We start from the raw sequence: 18,143 nt of genomic DNA on the forward strand, positions 1-18,143 counted from the left end.
CCTCGCCGGTGAATCAAGCCTAGCAACGGCGCGTTGCGGTCCTGTGTCACCCATCGGTGGCGCGTTCAAACTGAAACGTGTTCTAATTCCGCTATGGATTTCCACCCGGACGAGACGCAGCAGGCGATCAGCCGGCTCGCGGCCGAGGTGGTGGCCGGCGCGGGCACTCCGGAGCGGCTCTGGAAAGGGCTGGGCCAGGCCGGTCTGCTCACGCTCGGTGCGCCGGAGCGCGAGGGTGGTGCCGGGCTGGGCGTCCTGGAGACCGCGCTGGTGCTCGTCGAGATCGGCCGGGGGGCGGCGGCCCTTCCCGCCCTCCGGATCGACGGGACGTCCCTGACCATCGAGGACCCCAAAGATCAACACCCCGATTGGGTACGGTGGGAAGCCACGTCCCGCCCCGCACCGCACCCACTGACCGTCGCCGCGGCGTGCGCGCTCGGCGCCGGCGCCCTGGCCGGAGCGCTCGACCTGACCGCGCGCCACATCCGCACCCGTGAGCAGTTCGGCCGCCCGCTCGCCACGTTCCAGGCCGTCGCCCAGCAGATCGCCGACGTCTACATCGCGAGCCGCACCCTGCACCTGGCCGTCCTCTCCGCGTGCTGGTGGCTGGACGCGGAGCGGGCCGGCGACGGGCGGATGGGAGACGGGCGGACGGGAGACGGGCGGGCCGGCGACGGGCGGGCCGGAAACGGGCGGCAGGCGGGCGACGATCTCGCGGTCGCGGCCCAGTGGCTCACCGCCGAGGCACCCCCCGCGCTCCGCGCCTGTCACCACCTGCACGGCGGGCTCGGGCTGATGATCGATTACCCGTTGCACCGGCACACCACGCTGATCCGCGACCTGGTCCGGTTCCTCGGCGGTGCCGAGCAGGCCCTGTCCACCCTGGGGGAGCGCTGTGTTCCTCGACCTGACTGACCGGCAACGCGCGCTGCGGGACGAGCTCCGGGCGTACCTCGGAAAGCTCCTGACCCGGGATCAGCGCGCAGCGCTGGCCCGCGAACGGCACGGACGCGCCCACCGTGACCTGGTGTCCCGCCTGGGTCGCGACGGGTGGCTCGGGCTCGGCTTCCCGGTCGAGTTCGGCGGGCGCGGTCTCGGGCCGGTCGAGCAGCAGATCTTCGTGAACGAGGCGGCACGCGCCGACGTGCCGCTGCCCGCGGTCACGCTGCAGACGGTGGCGCCCACGCTGCTCGCGCACGGCAGCGACGAGCAGCGGCGACGGTTCCTGCCGCCGATCCTGGCCGGAGACCTGCACTTCGCGATCGGCTACACCGAGCCGGAGGCCGGGACCGACCTGGCGTCGCTGCGCACCCGCGCCGTCCGGGACGGCGAGTTCTACCTGGTCAGCGGAGAGAAGACGTTCACCACCGGCGCGCACGACGCGGACTTCCTCTGGCTGGCCTGCCGGACCGCGCCGGACGCGCCGAAGCACCACGGGCTCTCCATCCTGATCGTCGACACCGCCGACCCCGGATACTCGTGGACGCCGCTGATCACCTGCGACGGCGCGCACCACGTCAACGCGGTGCACCTGGACGACGTGCGGGTGCCGGTGGCGATGCGGGTCGGCGCGGAGAACGAGGGCTGGCGGCTGATCACCGCGCAGCTCAACCACGAGCGGGTCATGCTCGGTCCGGCCGGGCGTCTGGGCGCGCTCTTCGACCGGGTGCGAGACTGGGCGTACGCGACGGGCGCCGTGACCCACCCGGAGGTCCGCCGCGCGCTCAGCCGGTGTTTCGCCGCGAGACGTGTCAACGAGCTTCTCAACGCGCAGATCGCCGGCGGCGAGCCGAACCCGGCCGACGCGTCCGCCACCAAGGTCTTCGCCTCCGAGCGGCTGCTGAGCCTCGGTGCCGAGCTGGCCGAGCTGGTGGCCCGGTTCGGCGGCGACCCGGACCTGCTGGAGTGGCTGGACCTGCAGAACCAGCGGAACCTCGTGCTGACCTTCGGCGGCGGCGTGAACGAGGTGCAGCGGGAGATCATCGCGAGCGCGGGCCTCGGCCTGCCCCGAGTGCCGAGGTGACCGAGATGGACGAGCTGGTCTCCACCCTGCTGGCGGCGGGCGAGACGGCGCCCCGCCGTGGCCGCGATCCGGTCAACCTGCCGATGATCCGGAACTGGCTGGAGGCGATCGGCGACACCTCACCGCGGTACGAGCGGGACCTGGTCGCGCCGCCCGCGATGATCCAGGTCTGGACGATGCGAGGGCTGTCGCCCGGGGAGACCGATCCGTTGCAGGCGATGTCCTCGGCGCTCGACGACGCCGGCTTTCCCCACGTGGTCGCGACCGATTCTGAACAGGTCTATCACCGGTACCCGCGCGTGGGCGAGGAGATCTCGGTCCGCAGCCGGCTGGAGTCCGTGGTGGGTCCGAAGCGGACAGCCCTGGGGGAGGGGTGGTTCGTGACCACGCGGTCGACATGGTTCAGTGGTGCGGAGCCGGTCGCGTCGATGACGTTCCGGATCCTGAAATACCGCGAGACGTCCACTCCGCGGGTCGCCCGTGATGACCCGCTCCGGCCCGTCGTGACGGCGGACAACGCCTTCTTCTGGGCCGGGGCCGACGCCGGTGAGCTGCGCATCCAGCGCTGCGGCGAGTGCGGTTCATTGCGCCACCCGCCGGGGCCGGCCTGCCCGCGCTGCGGCGCCCTCAAGCAGGAGCACACGGTGGCGGCAGGCCTCGGAACCGTGCACAGCTTCGTGGTGCACCACCATCCGCCGGTCCCGGGCCGCCGGGCCCCGTTCACGGTCGGCCTGATCGACCTGGCCGAAGGCGTCCGGATGGTCGGCGAGGTGCGCTCTCCCCGGCCGGTGACGATCGGTGAGCCGGTGCGGGTCTTCTTCGACCGGGGCCTGCCGGTGTGGCGTCCCGACCTGCCCCAACTCGATCCATGGGAGCTGCCGGTCACCCCGACGCTGATCATCAGCACGGCGCTGGCGACCCGCGACTTCCAGGACGTCCACCACGACCGGGACGCGGCCGTGCGCCGGGGCGGCAAGGACATCTTCCTCAACATCCTGACCACCACCGGGCTGGTCCAGCGCTACGTCACCGACCAGTTGCCGGACGCCGACGTGCGGGGCATCGCGATCCGGCTCGGCACGCCCTGTTTCGCCGGTGACACGCTCACCTTCACCGGAACGGTCGTCTCCCCTGAAAAGATCGCCGTCGCCGGGCGGACCGCGGCCGGCGCGCACGTCACCGGAACGGTCACGGTGGCGTCGTGATCCCCTCCACCTGCGCGATCGCCGGCATCGGGGCCACCGAGTTCTCCAAGGACTCCGGCCGCAGCGAACTGCGCCTCGCGGTCGAGGCGGTCCGTGCCGCGCTCGACGACGCCGGCCTGCGGCCCGGCGACGTCGCCGGCCTGGTCACGTTCGGGATGGACAACAATCCCGAGATCGCCGTCGCGCGCGAGCTGGGCATCGGCGAGTTGCGCTTCCTGAGCCGGATCGGGTACGGGGGAGGCGCCGCCTGCGCCGTCGTCCAGCAGGCCGTCCTCGCGGTCGACGCCGGGCTCGCCGACGTGGTGGTCTGCTACCGCGCCCTGAACGAGCGGTCCGGCCGCCGGTTCGGCCGGCCCGTCACCCCGCCGGACCCCGACGCCGGCTGGCACTACCCGATGGGCCTCGCCACCCCGGCCGCGATGATCGCCATGGTGGCCCGGCGCTACCTGCACGACTACGGCGCCACCACCGACGACTTCGGCCGGGTCGCCGTGGCGATGCGGCGGCACGCGGCCACCAACCCGGCCGCGTGGTTCGCCGGCCGGCCGATCACCCTGGACGAGCACCGAGCCTCCCGATGGATCGCCGAGCCGCTGCGGCTGCTCGACTGCTGCCAGGAGAGCGACGGCGCGGTGGCCCTGGTCGTGACGTCGCTGTCGCGCGCCCGTGACCTGTCCGCCCGGCCCGCCGTGATCGCCGCGGCGGCGCAGGGGAGCGGTCCCGATCAGTTCGTGATGACCAGCTACTACCGCTCGGAGGTGGCGGCGCTGCCGGAGATGAGCGTGGTGGGGTGCCAGCTGTGGGAGCAGAGCGGGCTCGGACCGGCGGACGTGCGAGCCGCCGTGTTGTACGACCACTTCACCCCGTACGTGATGATGCAGTTGGAGGAATTGGGTTTCTGCGGCCGTGGCGAGGCGCGCCATTTCCTCGCCGACGGCGCGATCGAACTCGACGGCCGGCTGCCGGTGAACCCGCACGGCGGGCAGCTGGGCGAGGCCTACATCCACGGCATGAACGGCATCACCGAGGCGGTCCGCCAGATCCGGGGCACAGCAGCCAACCAGATCCCCGGAGACGGCCCGATCCTGGTCACGGCCGGAACCGGAGTCCCCACCAGCGGCCTCATCTTGCGCAGTGGGTAGAAATCGTTCGTCAGGGGACCGGGGCTGGGCTAGGTTCGCGGCCATGCGAGAGCTCGACGAGAAGGAGATCAGGGACTCCTTCATCAACTGCAGCAAGGGCGAGGCCGGCCGGATCAAGTTGCCGGCCGGGTTCGCCGACGGGGCCGTGCCCTGGGACGACATCGACTTCCTCGGCTGGACGGATCCGGGCGCGCCGCAGCGGGCGCTGCTCGTGGTGCCGGGCGAGGAGAAACCCGCCGGGATCGTGCTCCGGCGACCGGAGGCCGTCAAGGTGTCCGCGATGCGGTCCAGCATGTGCCGGATCTGCCTGACCGACCACGCGTCGTCCGGGGTGGGGCTGTTCGTGGCCCCGCTCGCCGGTCCGGCCGGGCGGCGGGGCAACACCGTGGGCGAGTACATCTGCTCGGATCTGGCCTGCTCGCTTTATCTGCGGGGCAAGCGGCAGCCGAAGATGCGGCTGGTCCGCCGGGAGGAGACGCTCACCCTGCAGGAGCGGATCGCCCGGGCGATGACCAACCTGGCCGCGTTCACCGACCGGGTCGCCGCCGGCTGATCTCTCCTACCTCCGAGGACCGGGAACGGACATGAATCGCACAAGACCCGGCCCCGCTCACGCGGGGCCTTCGACGCCGATGTGGACCCGGTGGTGCGCCGGATGCTCGATCTCGTCGAGCACGGCGACCGCGAAATCCGGGTACGAGATCCGGCTCGCCGCGTCGGCCGGCACGACCCGATAGCGGCCGGTCCGCCCGCCGCCGTGGTCGAAGTCGCCGGCCGGGCTGACGACCAGCCAGTCCGATCCTGATCCGCGCAGCACCTCGGCCCCCGCCGCGTGGGCCGTGCAGAACTCCCGGTACTCCTGCGGATATCCGGGCGTGTCCATCAGCAGGGTTCCGTCCGCGGTCGGCAGCACCGACGCGAGACCCGCCACGACGAGACGGCGGGCGCCGATCCTGAGCAGCGCCCAGGCCGCCGCCGTGTAGAACGCCCGGGGCTCAGCCGACGGGTCGAAGACGGCACTGATCACCACATCGTGTCCGGCTGCCACATCACCCGGATCGGTCACGTCGCCGGCTGCCACGGGTGCGGGTCCGGCGTACCGTCGAGGGTCGCGCACCACCGCGGTGACCCGGTGTCCGCGCCGCAGCGCCTCGTCCGCCAGCGCTCGCCCGGCCCGGCCGCCCGCCCCGAAAATCGCGATCTCACTCATGGGCGGACCGTATCCGGGGACCCGGTTTCCGATCGGATACCGATTACCGTGACCGTCATGGATCCCGACATGTTCGATCCGGTCTGCCCGTCGGCGCTGTCCCCGATCCGGATCGGCGACAAGTGGTCCGGCATGGTGATCCGCTGCCTGGAGCAGGGCCCGCGCCGCTTCTCCGAGCTGCGCGTGCCGATCCGCGGCGTCACCGCGAAGGCACTGACCAAGTCGCTGCGGCTACTGGAACGCGACGGCCTGGTCGAGCGGGTCACCGTGCCGGCGCCGGCCTATCAGCTGACCGCGCTGGGCCGCAGCATCCTCGGCCCGCTGAACGCCGCGTGCGCGTGGACCGCGGACCACTGGGACGAGCTGCTGGACGCCCGGGAGGCTCAGGGCAGCAGCGGCGGCCCGGCGATCTGAACGCCGGAGCGGTCAGGTTCGCGAGGCCAGCTCGCGGGCGATGCCGATGAGCTGGTCCTCCTGGCCGCCGACCAGTCGCCGCTCGCCGGCCCGGACCAGGATCTCCGCGCCGGAGACCTGATAGCGGTCGGCCAGCGCGTACGCGTGCAGCAGGAAACTCGAGTAGACCCCGGCGTACCCCATGATCAGGGCCATCCGGTCGAGCCGGCACTCGTCCGGCATCGCCGGGCGGACCACGTCCTCGGCGGCGTCGACGATCGCGAAGAAGTCGACTCCGGTGGGGATGCCGAGCTTGTCGCAGACGCCGACCAGCGCCTCCACCGGCGTGTTCCCGGCGCCCGCCCCGAACCGCCGGGTGCTTCCGTCGATCTGCCGGGCGCCGGCCCGCACGGCCAGGATCGAGTTCGCCACGCCGAGGCCGAGGTTCTCGTGGCCGTGGAAGCCGACCTGCGCGTCGTCGCCGAGTTCCGCGACGAGCGCCGACACCCGGTCGCCGACCTGGTCCAGCACCAGCGCGCCGGCCGAGTCGACCACGTAGACGCACTGGCAGCCGGCGTCCGCCATGATCCGCGCCTGCCGGGCGAGCGCGTCGGGCGGTGTCGAGTGGGCCATCATCAGGAAGCCGACGGTCTCCAGGCCCAGGTCACGGGCGAGACCGAAGTGCTGGACGGCGATGTCGGCCTCGGTGCAGTGTGTGGCGATCCGGCAGACGCTCGCGCCGTTGCCGGCGGCCGCCCGGATGTCGTCGATCACGCCGACGCCGGGCAGCATCAGGAAGGCGATCCTCGCGCGGGTGGCGGCGCCGACCGCCACCCTGATCAGCTCCTGCTCCGGCGTGTGGCTGAGGCCGTAGGTGAACGACGATCCGCCCAGCCCGTCGCCGTGGGCCACCTCGATCACCGGGATCCCGGCGGCGTCCAGAGCGGTCACGATGTCGCGCACCTCGACAGCCGTGAACCGGTGCCGTTTGGCGTGCGAGCCGTCGCGCAGCGTCGAATCGGTGATCCTGATCCCGGCGGTCATCTCACCAGCTCCTCGGCGACCCGCGTGGCGGCGGCGGTCATGATGTCCAGGTTCCCGGCATACGGCGGCAGATAGTCCCCGCTGCCCTCGATCTCGAGGAACACGCCGACCCGCAGGACGTCGCCGACCAGGTCGAACTGCGGCTCGTCCAGCAGCCGATATCCCGGCACGGATCGGGCCACGTCGGCGGCCATGTCGGTGACCGAGGTGATGACGGCGTCCCGGTCCGCGTCCGGCGTGACGGCACAGAACACGGTGTCCCGCATCATCAGTGGCGGCTCGGCCGGATTCAGCACGATGATGGCCTTTCCTTTGGCCGCGCCGCCGATCGTCTCGAGTCCGCGACCGGTGGTCCGGGTGAATTCGTCGATGTTCGCCCGTGTGCCGGGACCGGCCGATCGCGACGCCACCGAGGCGACGATCTCGGCGTAGGAGACAGGTGTCACCCGGGACACCGCGGCGACCATCGGAATGGTCGCCTGCCCGCCGCAGGTGGTCAGATTCAGATTGGCGGCGTCGCGGTGCCCGCCGAGATTCACCGACGGGACGACGGCCGGTCCGACAGCGGCCGGCGTCAGATCGATCGCCCGGATTCCGGCCGCGGCATAGAGCGGGGCATGGGCCCGGTGCACGGACGCCGACGTCGCCTCGAACACCACGTCGGGCAGCGGATCGCGGGTGAGCAGCCATTCCGCGCCACCGATTCCGGTCTCCAATCCGTTGCCGGCGGCCCGTTTCAGACCGGGGCTCGACGGATCGATCCCGGCCATCCACTGTGGCGAGACGACGGGGGATCGCAGCAGTTTGTACATCAGGTCGGTGCCGATGTTCCCGGAGCCGACTATCGCGGCGGTCAGCATCAGTTCTCCTCGCGAAATGTCAACCGGACCGCGCCGAGCCCTGTGAACTCGGCGACGAATCGGTCACCGGGCCGCACGTCGACGGCCCGCGCACAGGCGCCGGGGAGAATCAGGTGGCCGGCGCGCAGGCGTACCCCGAAACGCGCCACCGTCCGCGCCAGCCAGGCCACCGCCGTCACCGGATTCCCGAGAACGGCATCGGAACGCCCGGCCGCGACGACCTCCCCGTTCCGGGAGAGTTCGGCGTCGATTCCCCGAGGATCAAGAGTTTTCGGCGGTACGCGGTCAGCGCCCACCACGAATCCGGCCGAGGAGGCGTTGTCCGCGATCGTGTCGGCGAGCCCGATCCGCCAATCCTCGATCCGGCTGTCGATGAGTTCGATCGAGGGCGCGAACGCCTCGGTCGCCTCCAGCACGTCCTCTTCCGTGCAATCCGCACCGGGCAGATCCGCGCCGAGCAGAAACGCGACCTCGATCTCGGCGCGTGGATAGCAGTACCGGCGGGCGTCGGCCGGTTCGTCCTCGCGCAATCGCATGTCCGCCAGCAGGTGGCCGTAATCGGGCTCGTCGACGCCCATCATCTGCTGCATCGCCGCCGAGGAGAGGCCGACCTTGTGCCCGACGATCGGTTCCGCGCGACGCCCGATGTTCAAAAGCTGGATCCGGTACGCATCGTCGGCCGTCAGATCCGGCCGTTCCCGGGTGATCGGGGGAATCGGCGCGCGGTCGCGCTCCGCCGCCCACAACGTGTCGGCGATTCGCGCGCAGTCATCGTCGCTGAGCATCGGCACCTCCGAGTGCGAAAGCGGCCGAATGACGCCCGGCCCGCCGTCCCGAGAAGACACAGTCGGCGAGCGACAGCCCGCTCACATAGGCGCCCGAGCAGATGCCCGCCGCATTCCGCCCCGCCGCATAGACGGCGACTTTCCGCTCATTCCCGGCGTTCGCCGCCGCGCCGATCGCGGGCTCGCCCGCTGACTCGCTCACCGCCAGCTCGCCGGTCTCCTCGTTCACCGCCAGCCCACCCAGCGTCAGCATCGGCGCCGGCAGCCCGCGCGCCCCGATCGAGACGTCGATCAGTGACCAGGGTCCCCGCCCGCCACGGCCGGCGTCGCGCACGGTCGCCGCCAGCCCGGCCGGATCCACGCCGGCCCGGCGTGCCACGCCCTCCACATCGGACGCGCTCACCCGGCCCATCCTCGGCCCGGCCGGCCCCAGCATCCACCAGGCCTGCCACCGTTGGAACCACAGCGTCTCCCGCCACACCTGCCGCCGCGCCGCGGCCAGCAGCTGCGCGTCCACCAGCAGCCACGCCCGCCCGCCGGGACGGCGCAGCACCGCGTCCCCGATGGCCGCGCCGTACCGCCACTCGGCACAGATCCGCCGCCCGTCGCGGTCCACCAGCAGGCCACCGGCCAGCGCCGAGGGCGGGGTGAGGAACCGCCACAGCGTGACCCGGTCCAGATGCGCGGTGACCCCGCCCGCCTGGACGCCGAGCCGGATCCCCGAACCGTCGTCGCCGGGCGTGCCGAGCCGCAGCCCGCGACGGTAGGCCGGCGCGTGCTCGCGCATCATCTCCCGGTTGAAGACGAAACCGCCGGCGGCGAGCACCACCGCACGGGCCGGAATCGTCCGGGACGCGGAATGGCGGTCCTCGATGCGGATGACCTGCCGATGCAGGACGCGGCCGAGTCCGGGCAGGTAGAGGCCGGGTTTCACGGACAAGCGGTGCAGCACCCGGTGTGCCAGCCGCGGCCAGCCGGTCAGCGTGCGGCACTCGACGCCGCCGCCGGTCAGCCGGATCGCGCGGGTCTGCGTGTGAACCTCGGCGCCCGCTGCGCGGACCGCCTCGGCCAGGGCCCGGTGCAGCGCATGCCCGGAGGTGCCTCTCGCGCGTGTGCGATGACCACGGGGTACGGGCGGATCCTCGCTCCCGGAGACGTAGAGGTAATGCCGGTTCGTCGGATAGGACGTCTTGACCGGGCAGACCGACGAGCCGAACGGGACGCCGTGGCGGGTCAGCCAGTCCAGCATCTCCGCGCTCTGCTCACAGAACCGCCGCAGGGTCACCGGCGAGACGGCGTCGCGGGTTTCGGTGCGGAGATACTCGTACATGAGGCGGGGGTTGTCCTTGATCTTGGCTTGGTGCTGGAAGCGGGTCCCGCCGCCGGCGTAGATCACCCCGCCGGAGATCGCCGTCGCGCCGCCGCCACCGAACCTGTCGATCACCAGGACCCGTGCACCGGCCTCGGCGGCCTCGATCGCGGCGCACGCCCCGGCCGCGCCGAAGCCCACCACGACGACGTCCCACACGGTCCACTCCTGAAACAGGTATCAGTATGGTCAGCTCTGCTCCATGGCTTTTCAAGGCGCTCCATGGCGCTCCAGAGCGCGATAACTATAACCTGTTCTAGTGGAAGAATTCGATGTCGTCGTGGTCGGCAGCGGCGCCGCCGGGATGACCGCGGCACTCACCGCGGCCCGGCACGGACTGTCCGCGATCGTGGTGGAGAAGGAGTCGGTCTTCGGCGGTTCGACGGCGCGGTCCGGTGGCGGGCTGTGGCTCCCCGGCAACGCGGTGCTGGGCGGGACCGACGACGCCGCGACCTACCTCGCGCACGTGGCCGGTTCCGAGGTGCCGGTGACACGACAGAAGGCGTTCCTCGCGTGCGGGCCGGAGATGCTGGCGCTTGTCCGTTCCTGCACACCCCTGGAGTTCGCCTGGGTGCCCGGTTACCCCGACTACCATCCGGAGGCGCCCGGTGGGCTCGCGCGGGGCCGTACCATCGAACCGCGCCCGCTGGACGCCCGCGCAGCCGGACCGGACCTCCCCGATCTCGCACCGCCCTACCTCGCCGCCCCCAACGGCATGGCCGTCACCGCCGTCGATTTCCGCTGGCTGTCACTGGGGCTGCGGCATCCGCGCTCGATCTCCACGGCCGGCCGGCTCGCCGTGGTCACCGCCGTCGACCGGCTCCGCAGACGCCGGCGGCTCACCATGGGCCAGGCGCTCGCGGCCGGACTGCGGGCCGGTCTGCGCGCCAGCGGCGTCCCGGTCCGGCTCGACACACCCATGACAGACCTGCTGACCGACAACGATCGGGTGGCCGGCATCCGCTGCGGCGACGTCGACGTGTGGGCCCGGCGCGGCGTCGTCCTGGCGAGCGGCGGCTTCGAGCAGAACGAGCGGATGCGCCGGCAGTTCCAGGGAGTCGGCACCGCGTGGACCGTCGGCGCGGCCGGCAACACCGGCGACGGCATCGAGGCGGGGCAGCGGCTCGGCGCCGCGCTCGACCTGATGGACGAGGCGTGGTGGGGGCCGTCGCTGCCGCTGACCAGAGGGCCGTACTTCTGCCTCGCCGAACGCAACCTGCCCGGCAGCCTGATCGTCGACAGCAGCGGTAGCCGTTTCGTCAACGAGTCCGCGCCCTACGTCGACGCCGTCCACGCGATGCTCGGCCCGCCGGCCCACCTGCCGTGCTGGCTGATCACCGACCAGAGCTACCGCGACAGGTACGTTTTCGCCGGCCGCGCCCCGCGTACCCCGCTGCCCCGCCGCTGGTTCGACGCCGGGATCGCCCACCGCGCCGACTCGATCGAGGCCCTGGCCGGCGGGATCGGCGTGCCGGCGGGAGAGCTGCGGGCGACGGTCGAGAGGTTCAACGGGTTCGCGGCGCGGGGGCGGGACGCGGACTTCGGGCGGGGCGAGTCGGCGTACGACAGGTACTACGGTGATCCGCGCCAGCGCCCGAACCCGTGCCTGGGTGCGCTGCGGAAGGCGCCGTTCTACGCGTTCTCCCTGGTGCCGGGCGATCTGGGCACGAAGGGCGGCCTGCGCACCGACGAGCGGGCCCGGGTGCTGCGCGATGACGGGGCGCCGATCGCGGGGCTGTACGCGGCCGGAAACACGTCGGCGACGGTGATGGGGCGGGGGTATGCGGGGGCGGGGGCGACGCTGGGTCCCGCGATGACGTTCGGATACATCGCAGCCCGCGACATGACCGCCGACGCCCCCGGACGGCTGGGCTGAGGAGTAGCGCTCGCCAAGCGGGCGCCCGCCAACACTGGCAGCCGGCCGGTCCGGCTGGTGCGGAGTGCAGTGGTGGCGACTCTGGTGACCGGCTGGTCCGGCTGGTTCGGGGTGCTGTGGTGGCGACTCTGGCGGCCGGCTGGTCCGGCTGGTTCGGAGCGCGGCGGGGACGACTCTGGCGGCCGGCTGGTTCGTAGTGTCCCGGCGACGACACTGGCAGCCAGCCGGACCGGCCGGACCGGCCGGCCGTCAGTGCTGTGGTGACGTGTGCGCTACCCCCACGTAGGTGACACGGCTCCACCCGCGGACGACCGCAGCGCGAGCGGGCACCCGTAGCGAAAGCCGCCGAACGGCCCCGCCCCCGCACCCGGCCCGCGCGGCCCCTCAGGGGACGGGTTCGCATGCTTCCGGGGACGGCGAAACCCCGTACCCTCAGAAATAGGTTATGGAGATGGAGTTCGTCCGCGGAATCGCCTGGCACGCCAGGATGTAGCCCTCCGCGAAATCCTCCTCCTCGAGGATCTCGTTGTTGAGCAGATCGACCTCGCCGCTCGTCATACGGACCGCGCAGGCGCCGCATTGGCCCTGCCGGCAGGAGTACGGCGGATTGAGCCCGGCGTCGATGATGACGTCGAGGAGTCGTTTCCCGGCGGGCCACGCGATGACGTGGGTCCGGCCGTCGATGGAGACCTCCGCGGTGGCGTCGATGGTGGAGACCGCGTCGAGTTCGAAACGTTCGACGCGGATCCGGGAGTCGGGGAAGCCGGCGGTTTGCAGCGCTTTCTCGGCGACCGCGACGAATGGTTCGGGGCCGCAGACGAACGCCTCGCGATCGCGGTAGCCGGAGATGAGTGCCGCCAATCCGTCGGCGGTGGGAAGGCCGCGTTCGTTGTCGAGCCAATGGGTGACCGGGAGCAGGCCGTCCAGCTCGTTCCGGAAGATGATCGCGTCGGCGTCGCGGTTCGCGTAGATCAGGGCGGCGTCGCCGCGCAGGGCCAGGATGATGCCCATGATCGGGGTGATTCCGGAGCCGCCGGCGAGCAGGAGCAGGTTGTCGTCGAGGGACGCCGGGGTGAACGTGCCGGCCGGTCCGGCGCATTCCAGCTGGTCACCGGGGCGCACGTGGTCGCAGATCCAGTTCGACACCGCCCCGCCGCGCACCCGTTTGACCACGATCTTCGGCTTTTCTCCGGAGAGGGGCGAGGTGGCCAGCGAGTAACACCGTGACCCGACGGGTGTCCGGACCGTCAGATACTGCCCGGGTAGATAAGCGAACGACGCGTCGAACTCCACGGAAACGGCATCGACCGTTTCCCGGACGACGTTGCGAACCGGCAACCGCATCAATTCACCTCGATCCGCCCGTCCCGCACCGCCTGTTCGATGGTGTCCCGCAGATCGGGGCATGTCGGCACGAGCGCGGTCGGCCGCTCGCCGGCGATGTCGCTCAGGAAGGCGCAGCCGCTCCCGGGCCATTGCACGCTTGTCTGCATCGCGCTCCGTTTGCCGGCCCGGACGATAGCATCGCATCGATCACAGGCGATCTCGGAGAGCCCGCCCGCCAGGTAGGAATCCCGCTCGGAAAGGGCGCTCATGAGGCCTGCGCGGCCCGGGCCTGATTGGCGGCCACCTCGGCCTCCCACGTCTCGACGGCCCGGGTGGTGTCCACCTCGAATTCGTAGCGCGCCGTCATGTCGTCGGTGATGTCCTCGACGTCGACGTAGAACTGCTCGTACCACCGGCGTAACTGATAGACCGGCCCGTCCTCCGCGCAGAGCAGGGGATTGTCGATCCGCGTCTTGTTCTGCCAGATCTCCACGTCCTGCAGGAAACCGACCCCGATGCTCTTGGAGAATTTGGCGGCGGCTTTCGCGGCCTGCTCGGTGGTGAGGCCGGGCAGGCTTTTCATGATGACGCCCCACTGCAGCACGAACGACGTCGGCGTGACCGGGTAATGGCAGTTGATCAGCACCGATTCGACCTCGATGCCGTGCCAGGTGTTGTAGAGATAGTCGATCATGTAGGACGGGCCGTAGTAGGCGGCCTCGGACCGCAGCGTGGACTCTCCCGACTGGCTGGCCGAGGTCGGCACGTCGGGCCGCGGCCGGGTGTTCAGGAACTGCGCCGCCACGTGGCCCTCCATGACGTTCTTGAAGAATGTCGGAAAGGCGAAGTGGATGTAGAAGAAGTGCGCCATGTCGACCACGTTGTCGATGACCTCGCGGCAGTTCGCGCCGTCGATCCGCACCGAGTCCCAGGTCCACGTGCTCCACTCGTCGGAGAAGGCGCCCTCGATGCGCGGAATCGCCACCTCGGGCGGCGGCGGATTGCCCTGCGGATCGTTCCAGACGAAGAGCTGCCGGTTCTGTTCGCAGGTGGTCCACGATCGGGTCCGGGCGCGCAGCGGGACCCGGTGCGCGTAGGGGACCGCGTCGCAGCGTCCGTCGCCGCGCCACCGCCAGTCGTGGAACGGGCAGGCGATGGTGTCGCCCTTGATCGTCCCCATCGTGAGGTCGCCGCCCATGTGCCGGCAGTAACCGTCGAGCACGTTCAGCGTGCCGGACGAGTCGGCGAAGACCACGAGTTTCGTGCCGAACGCCTCGATCGCGTGCGGCTGCCCGTCGCGGAACCCCTCGGCCAGGCCCAGGCAGTGCCAGCCGCGCGCGAACCGGGCCGGAGCGCTTCCCGCGTCGATCAAGCGAGGTTGCATGCCGTCGACCTCCGGAGATCTGGTCGGGTAGGTAGAACGTGTTCTACTATAGGCGTCGCGCCGGAATAGAGCCAAACACCTGGAGGGATCTCATGGACGCGGTCCTCGACGGAGTGCGTGAACTGTTACCGGTTCTGCGGGAGCGAGCGCAGGAGACCGAGGACCGTCGCGCCCTCGATCCGGAGATCGTGAAATCGCTCGCCGAGACCGGTCTGTTCCGCCTCCTGCAACCGTCCCGTTTCGACGGCTTCGAGGCGCACCCGCTCACCTTCCTCACCGCGATCCGCGAGATCGCCTCCGCGTGCGGCTCGACCGGCTGGGTCGCCTCGGTGATCGGGGTGCACAACTGGCAGCTCGGCCTCTTCCCGGACCGGGCGCAGCAGGACGTCTGGGGGCAGGATCCCAGCGTCCGGATGTCGTCCTCCTACGCGCCGACCGGCAAGATCACGGCGGTCGAGGGTGGCTTCCGGGTGAGCGGCCGGTGGAGCTTCTCGTCCGGTTGTGATCACGCGACCTGGGTGCTGCTCGGCGGCATCGTCCCGCCCCGCGACGACGGCACGCCCGCCGATTTCCGCACGTTCCTGCTGCCGATCAGCGACTACACGATCGAGGACGTCTGGCACACGGTCGGCCTGCGCGGCACCGGCAGCAACGACATCGTGGTCGACGACGCGTTCGTCCCCGAGCATCGATCACTGAGCTTCAACGACACCTCACGCTGCCGCTGCCCCGGCCAGGAGCAGAACCCCGGCCCGCTCTACAAGATCCCCTACGCGTCGCTCTTCTCCTACGCGATCACCACCCCGCTGATCGGGATGGCGACCGGCGCCTACCGCGCGCACGTGGACTACACCCGCGAGCGCGTCCGCGTGTCCTATGTCGGCGTCCGTGCCGCCGAGGACCCGCACTCCCAGGTCCGGGTCGCCGAGGCGTCGAGCGACATCGATTCCTCCTGGCTCGCGTGTGCGAACAACATGCGCGAGCTGATGGATCTGGTCACCGCCGGGACGCGACTTCCGATGCCGTTGCGCTTGCGCATCAGGCGCGATCAGGTACGCGGTACCGAACTCGCCATCCGTGCCGTCGACCGCCTCTTCGAGAACTCCGGCGGCCGCGCGCTCGCGGTCGGCACCCCGATCCAACGGTTCTGGCGCGACGCCCACGCCGGCCGGGTGCACGCGATCAACGACCCGGAGCGGGCGCTGTCCATGTTCGGTCGCGGCGAGTTCGGCCTGCCGCTCAACGACGCGATGGTGTGAGATGACGCTGGCCTTTCACCGAGCGGGGTCGGGACCCCCGGTGGTCCTTCTGCACGGCGGCGGTCCCGGCGCGTCCGCCAAGAGCAATTTCACCGGTACGGTGGAAGCCCTCGCCCCGCACTTCGACGTGCTGGCGGTCGACCAGCCGGGTTACGGCGGCTCGGTCGACGAGCCGATCACCGGGCAATACTTCACGGTCGCCGCCCAGGGTCTGGCGGAGCTCCTGGACAAGCTGGGCATCGAGCGGGTCGACCTGGTCGGCAACTCGCTCGGCGGCGGCACGGCCGTCCGCTTCGCCCTGAACTTCCCCGGCCGGGCCCGGCGGCTGCTGCTGATGGGTCCCGGCGGCCTGAGCCTCAACGTCTTCGCCGCCGACCCCACCGAGGGCGTGAAACGGCTGGGCGCTTTCGGTCGCGATCCCAGCCGCGAGCGGATCGCCGCGTTCCTGCGCACGCTCGTCTTCGACCCCTCGCTGATCACGCGGGAGCTGATCGAGCAGCGCTATCAGGCGGCCGTCGCGCCGGCCGCGCTCAGCGCCATGCGGTCGATGGGCGCCTCGTTCGCGGACCCGGCCACCTTCGAGGAGGGGCTGCTCTGGCGGGAGGCGCACCGGCTGCGGCACGAGGTGCTGCTGGTCTGGGGCCGGGAGGACCGGGTCAACCCGCTCGACGGCGCGCTCGTCGCGCTGAAGCTGCTGCGCAACGCCCGGCTGCACGTCTTCGGCGGCTGCGGGCACTGGGCGCATCTCGAGAAATCCGACGAGTTCCACCGGCTGGCCATCGACTTCCTTACCGGTTCCGGGGAGGCCCCGTGAGTCTGATCAGATCGCTCGGCTACCTGCGGGTGGAGAGCGCCGACGTGTCCGCGTGGCAGGAGTTCGGCACGAGGGTGCTCGGCATGGCGGCGGGGCGCGGTCCCGCCGAGGACTCCGTCTACCTGCGGATGGACGACCTGCCGGCGCGCATCGTGGTGACGCCGGGCGACCGGGACCGGCTGGTGTCGTCCGGCTGGGAGGTGGCCGATCCGGCCGCCCTCGCCCGGCTCGTGGCGATCGTGGAAAACGCCGGGGTCTCCGTCAAGCCTCTCGATGATCTATCCGATCGCCGGGTGTCCGAAGCGGTCACCGTCGACGACCCGTCCGGGAACCGGCTCGAGTTCTTCTGCGGCGCCGCCCTGGACGCCCGCCCCTACTCCGGACCGGCCCGGTTCGTCACCGGCGACCAGGGGATGGGCCACGTCGTGCTGCCGGCCACCGACGACGCGGCGGTGCTGCGGTTCTACACCGAGGTGCTCGGGTTCCGGCTGCGCGACTCGATGCGGCTGCACCCCGAGATGATCGGCCTGCCGCCCGGTGGCGACCCGCTCTGGATGCGCTTCCTCGGCTGCGGCCCGCGCCATCACAGCGTCGCCCTCGCGCCCATCCCGGCGCCGAGCGGCATGATCCACCTGATGGTCGAGACGGAGTCGATCGACGACGTCGGGCGCGCGATCGACCGCTGCGGCAAGCACAAGGCGCCGATGATCTCGACACTGGGCCGGCACGCCAACGACCGGATGATCTCGTTCTACGTGCGCACGCCGAGTGGCTTCGACATCGAGTACGGGACCGGAGGCTTGACCGTCGACGACCGTACCTGGGTGGCCCGGCAGACCACCGCGCACAGCGTCTGGGGTCACCGCTTCTCCGGCGGCGGCGGGCATTGACGGTCGACTCACGCCGCTTCCGCCGGGTCTTCGGCCACTTCTGCACCGGCGTCACCGTCGTCACGACGGCCGACGGTGCGGGCGCCGCCGGGTTCGCCTGCCAATCGTTCGCGCCGCTCTCCCTGGACCCGCCGCTGGTCCTGTTCTGCGTCCGGTCCGCCTCGGTGACGGGCCGGCGCATCCAGAAGGCGGGCTTCTTCGCCGTCAACGTCCTCGCCCACGACCAGCGCGACGTGTCCCGCCTCTTCGGCGTCTCCGCCGCGGACCGCTTCGCCGAGCTGTCCTGGGAGCCGGCCCCCTCCGGCGCGCCGCTGCTGACCGGGGCGCTGACCTGGGCGGACTGCCGGATCGACGCGGTGCACCCGGGCGGCGACCACGACATCGTGGTGGGCGAGGTGACGGCCCTGGGCGCCTGCCGGGACGCCGCGCCGCTGCTCTTCCACCGAGGCCGTTACACGGCGACGGTGGCGGTCTCCCCGCACGAGCCACCCGAGGTGGTCGACACCCTGCTGTCCTGGCCCCGCCACAACGACTGGATCTGAGGCGAATCGGAATTCGGGTAA

At 71.3% G+C, this 18,143-nt stretch carries 19 protein-coding genes and 1 pseudogene; 12 read left to right on the forward strand and 8 right to left on the reverse strand.

Features of this window, described 5'->3' with window-relative positions; all coding sequences use genetic code 11:
• Window positions 1-93: 93 nt before the first annotated feature.
• The 6 genes and pseudogenes from AMIS_RS44950 to AMIS_RS09565 all read left to right on the forward strand — a co-directional run bounded on the left by AMIS_RS44950 (window position 94) and on the right by AMIS_RS09565 (window position 4,923).
• Complete coding sequence (locus tag AMIS_RS44950) at window positions 94-915, forward strand: acyl-CoA dehydrogenase family protein (RefSeq protein ID WP_014442018.1); 822 nt, start codon at window positions 94-96, stop codon at window positions 913-915.
• On the forward strand, window positions 896-2,023 hold the full coding sequence (locus AMIS_RS09550; protein ID WP_014442019.1) for an acyl-CoA dehydrogenase family protein: 1,128 nt from the start codon (window positions 896-898) through the stop codon (window positions 2,021-2,023). The genes AMIS_RS44950 and AMIS_RS09550 overlap by 20 nt, the downstream gene beginning before the upstream one ends.
• Window positions 2,024-2,028: 5 nt before the next feature.
• Window positions 2,029-2,868: pseudogene (locus tag AMIS_RS44830) on the forward strand (bifunctional MaoC family dehydratase N-terminal/OB-fold nucleic acid binding domain-containing protein); the annotation flags it as partial.
• A complete protein-coding gene (locus AMIS_RS44020) occupies window positions 2,854-3,228 on the forward strand; it encodes a MaoC/PaaZ C-terminal domain-containing protein (RefSeq protein ID WP_386934176.1) in 375 nt (124 codons plus the stop codon). The pseudogene AMIS_RS44830 and the gene AMIS_RS44020, both read left to right, overlap by 15 nt.
• Window positions 3,225-4,370, forward strand: coding sequence for a lipid-transfer protein (locus AMIS_RS09560; protein ID WP_014442021.1), 1,146 nt, complete (start codon window positions 3,225-3,227; stop codon window positions 4,368-4,370). The genes AMIS_RS44020 and AMIS_RS09560 overlap by 4 nt, the downstream gene beginning before the upstream one ends.
• A 43-nt stretch (window positions 4,371-4,413) precedes the next feature.
• Window positions 4,414-4,923 (forward strand): FBP domain-containing protein, encoded by a 510-nt coding sequence (locus AMIS_RS09565; RefSeq protein WP_014442022.1) that lies wholly within the window; start codon window positions 4,414-4,416, stop codon window positions 4,921-4,923.
• 57 nt (window positions 4,924-4,980) lie between these two features.
• Here the strand turns inward: AMIS_RS09565 and AMIS_RS09570 are convergent, their stop codons facing one another.
• On the reverse strand, window positions 4,981-5,580 hold the full coding sequence (locus tag AMIS_RS09570; RefSeq protein WP_014442023.1) for an NAD(P)-dependent oxidoreductase: 600 nt from the start codon (window positions 5,578-5,580) through the stop codon (window positions 4,981-4,983).
• 57 nt (window positions 5,581-5,637) lie between these two features.
• On the opposite strand from AMIS_RS09570, the gene AMIS_RS09575 reads away from it, so the two are divergent.
• On the forward strand, window positions 5,638-5,994 hold the full coding sequence (locus AMIS_RS09575; protein ID WP_041829649.1) for a winged helix-turn-helix transcriptional regulator: 357 nt from the start codon (window positions 5,638-5,640) through the stop codon (window positions 5,992-5,994).
• A gap of 12 nt (window positions 5,995-6,006) precedes the next feature.
• Here AMIS_RS09575 and dmpG read toward each other — a convergent pair whose 3' ends face one another.
• The 4 genes from dmpG to AMIS_RS09595 are packed head-to-tail and all read right to left on the reverse strand — an operon-like array spanning window position 6,007 to window position 10,208.
• Window positions 6,007-7,017: a 4-hydroxy-2-oxovalerate aldolase gene (gene dmpG / locus AMIS_RS09580; RefSeq protein WP_014442025.1), complete on the reverse strand. Its 1,011-nt coding sequence runs from the start codon at window positions 7,015-7,017 to the stop codon at window positions 6,007-6,009.
• Window positions 7,014-7,877: an acetaldehyde dehydrogenase (acetylating) gene (locus AMIS_RS09585; protein ID WP_014442026.1), complete on the reverse strand. Its 864-nt coding sequence runs from the start codon at window positions 7,875-7,877 to the stop codon at window positions 7,014-7,016. Before AMIS_RS09585 ends, dmpG begins: the two co-directional genes overlap by 4 nt.
• A complete protein-coding gene (locus AMIS_RS09590) occupies window positions 7,877-8,662 on the reverse strand; it encodes a 2-keto-4-pentenoate hydratase (RefSeq protein WP_014442027.1) in 786 nt (261 codons plus the stop codon). Before AMIS_RS09590 ends, AMIS_RS09585 begins: the two co-directional genes overlap by 1 nt.
• On the reverse strand, window positions 8,646-10,208 hold the full coding sequence (locus tag AMIS_RS09595; protein ID WP_041829650.1) for an FAD-binding protein: 1,563 nt from the start codon (window positions 10,206-10,208) through the stop codon (window positions 8,646-8,648). The genes AMIS_RS09590 and AMIS_RS09595 overlap by 17 nt, the downstream gene beginning before the upstream one ends.
• Before the next feature lie 82 nt (window positions 10,209-10,290).
• On the opposite strand from AMIS_RS09595, the gene kstD reads away from it, so the two are divergent.
• A complete protein-coding gene (gene kstD / locus AMIS_RS09600; protein ID WP_014442029.1) occupies window positions 10,291-11,907 on the forward strand; it encodes a 3-oxosteroid 1-dehydrogenase in 1,617 nt (538 codons plus the stop codon).
• A 432-nt stretch (window positions 11,908-12,339) separates the two neighbouring features.
• Here kstD and AMIS_RS09605 read toward each other — a convergent pair whose 3' ends face one another.
• From AMIS_RS09605 to AMIS_RS09615, 3 genes are read right to left on the reverse strand one after another with little or no spacing between them, the layout of a single operon-like run.
• A complete protein-coding gene (locus tag AMIS_RS09605; protein WP_014442030.1) occupies window positions 12,340-13,251 on the reverse strand; it encodes a ferredoxin--NADP reductase in 912 nt (303 codons plus the stop codon).
• A complete protein-coding gene (locus AMIS_RS09610) occupies window positions 13,251-13,502 on the reverse strand; it encodes a hypothetical protein (protein WP_014442031.1) in 252 nt (83 codons plus the stop codon). Before AMIS_RS09610 ends, AMIS_RS09605 begins: the two co-directional genes overlap by 1 nt.
• Entirely contained in the window at window positions 13,499-14,617 is a 1,119-nt protein-coding gene (locus AMIS_RS09615) for a Rieske 2Fe-2S domain-containing protein (RefSeq protein WP_014442032.1), read from the reverse strand. Before AMIS_RS09615 ends, AMIS_RS09610 begins: the two co-directional genes overlap by 4 nt.
• Before the next feature lie 92 nt (window positions 14,618-14,709).
• On the opposite strand from AMIS_RS09615, the gene hsaA reads away from it, so the two are divergent.
• Genes hsaA through hsaB form a run of 4 tightly spaced genes read left to right on the forward strand, consistent with a single transcriptional unit; the run spans window position 14,710 to window position 18,122 of the window.
• Window positions 14,710-15,876, forward strand: a complete 1,167-nt coding sequence (gene hsaA / locus AMIS_RS09620) for a 3-hydroxy-9,10-secoandrosta-1,3,5(10)-triene-9,17-dione monooxygenase oxygenase subunit (RefSeq protein WP_014442033.1) — start codon at window positions 14,710-14,712, stop codon at window positions 15,874-15,876.
• A 1-nt stretch (window position 15,877) separates the two neighbouring features.
• Window positions 15,878-16,690 carry a 4,5:9,10-diseco-3-hydroxy-5,9,17-trioxoandrosta-1(10),2-diene-4-oate hydrolase gene (gene hsaD, locus AMIS_RS09625; protein ID WP_014442034.1) on the forward strand — a complete coding sequence of 271 codons (813 nt, stop codon included), beginning with the start codon at window positions 15,878-15,880 and terminating at the stop codon, window positions 16,688-16,690.
• Window positions 16,687-17,580 (forward strand): iron-dependent extradiol dioxygenase HsaC, encoded by an 894-nt coding sequence (gene hsaC, locus AMIS_RS09630; RefSeq protein WP_014442035.1) that lies wholly within the window; start codon window positions 16,687-16,689, stop codon window positions 17,578-17,580. Before hsaD ends, hsaC begins: the two co-directional genes overlap by 4 nt.
• Complete coding sequence (gene hsaB, locus AMIS_RS09635) at window positions 17,577-18,122, forward strand: 3-hydroxy-9,10-secoandrosta-1,3,5(10)-triene-9,17-dione monooxygenase reductase subunit (RefSeq protein WP_014442036.1); 546 nt, start codon at window positions 17,577-17,579, stop codon at window positions 18,120-18,122. Before hsaC ends, hsaB begins: the two co-directional genes overlap by 4 nt.
• Window positions 18,123-18,143 lie beyond the last annotated feature (21 nt).

The organism is Actinoplanes missouriensis 431 (assembly GCF_000284295.1).
Taxonomy (GTDB): Bacteria; Actinomycetota; Actinomycetes; order Mycobacteriales; family Micromonosporaceae; genus Actinoplanes; species Actinoplanes missouriensis.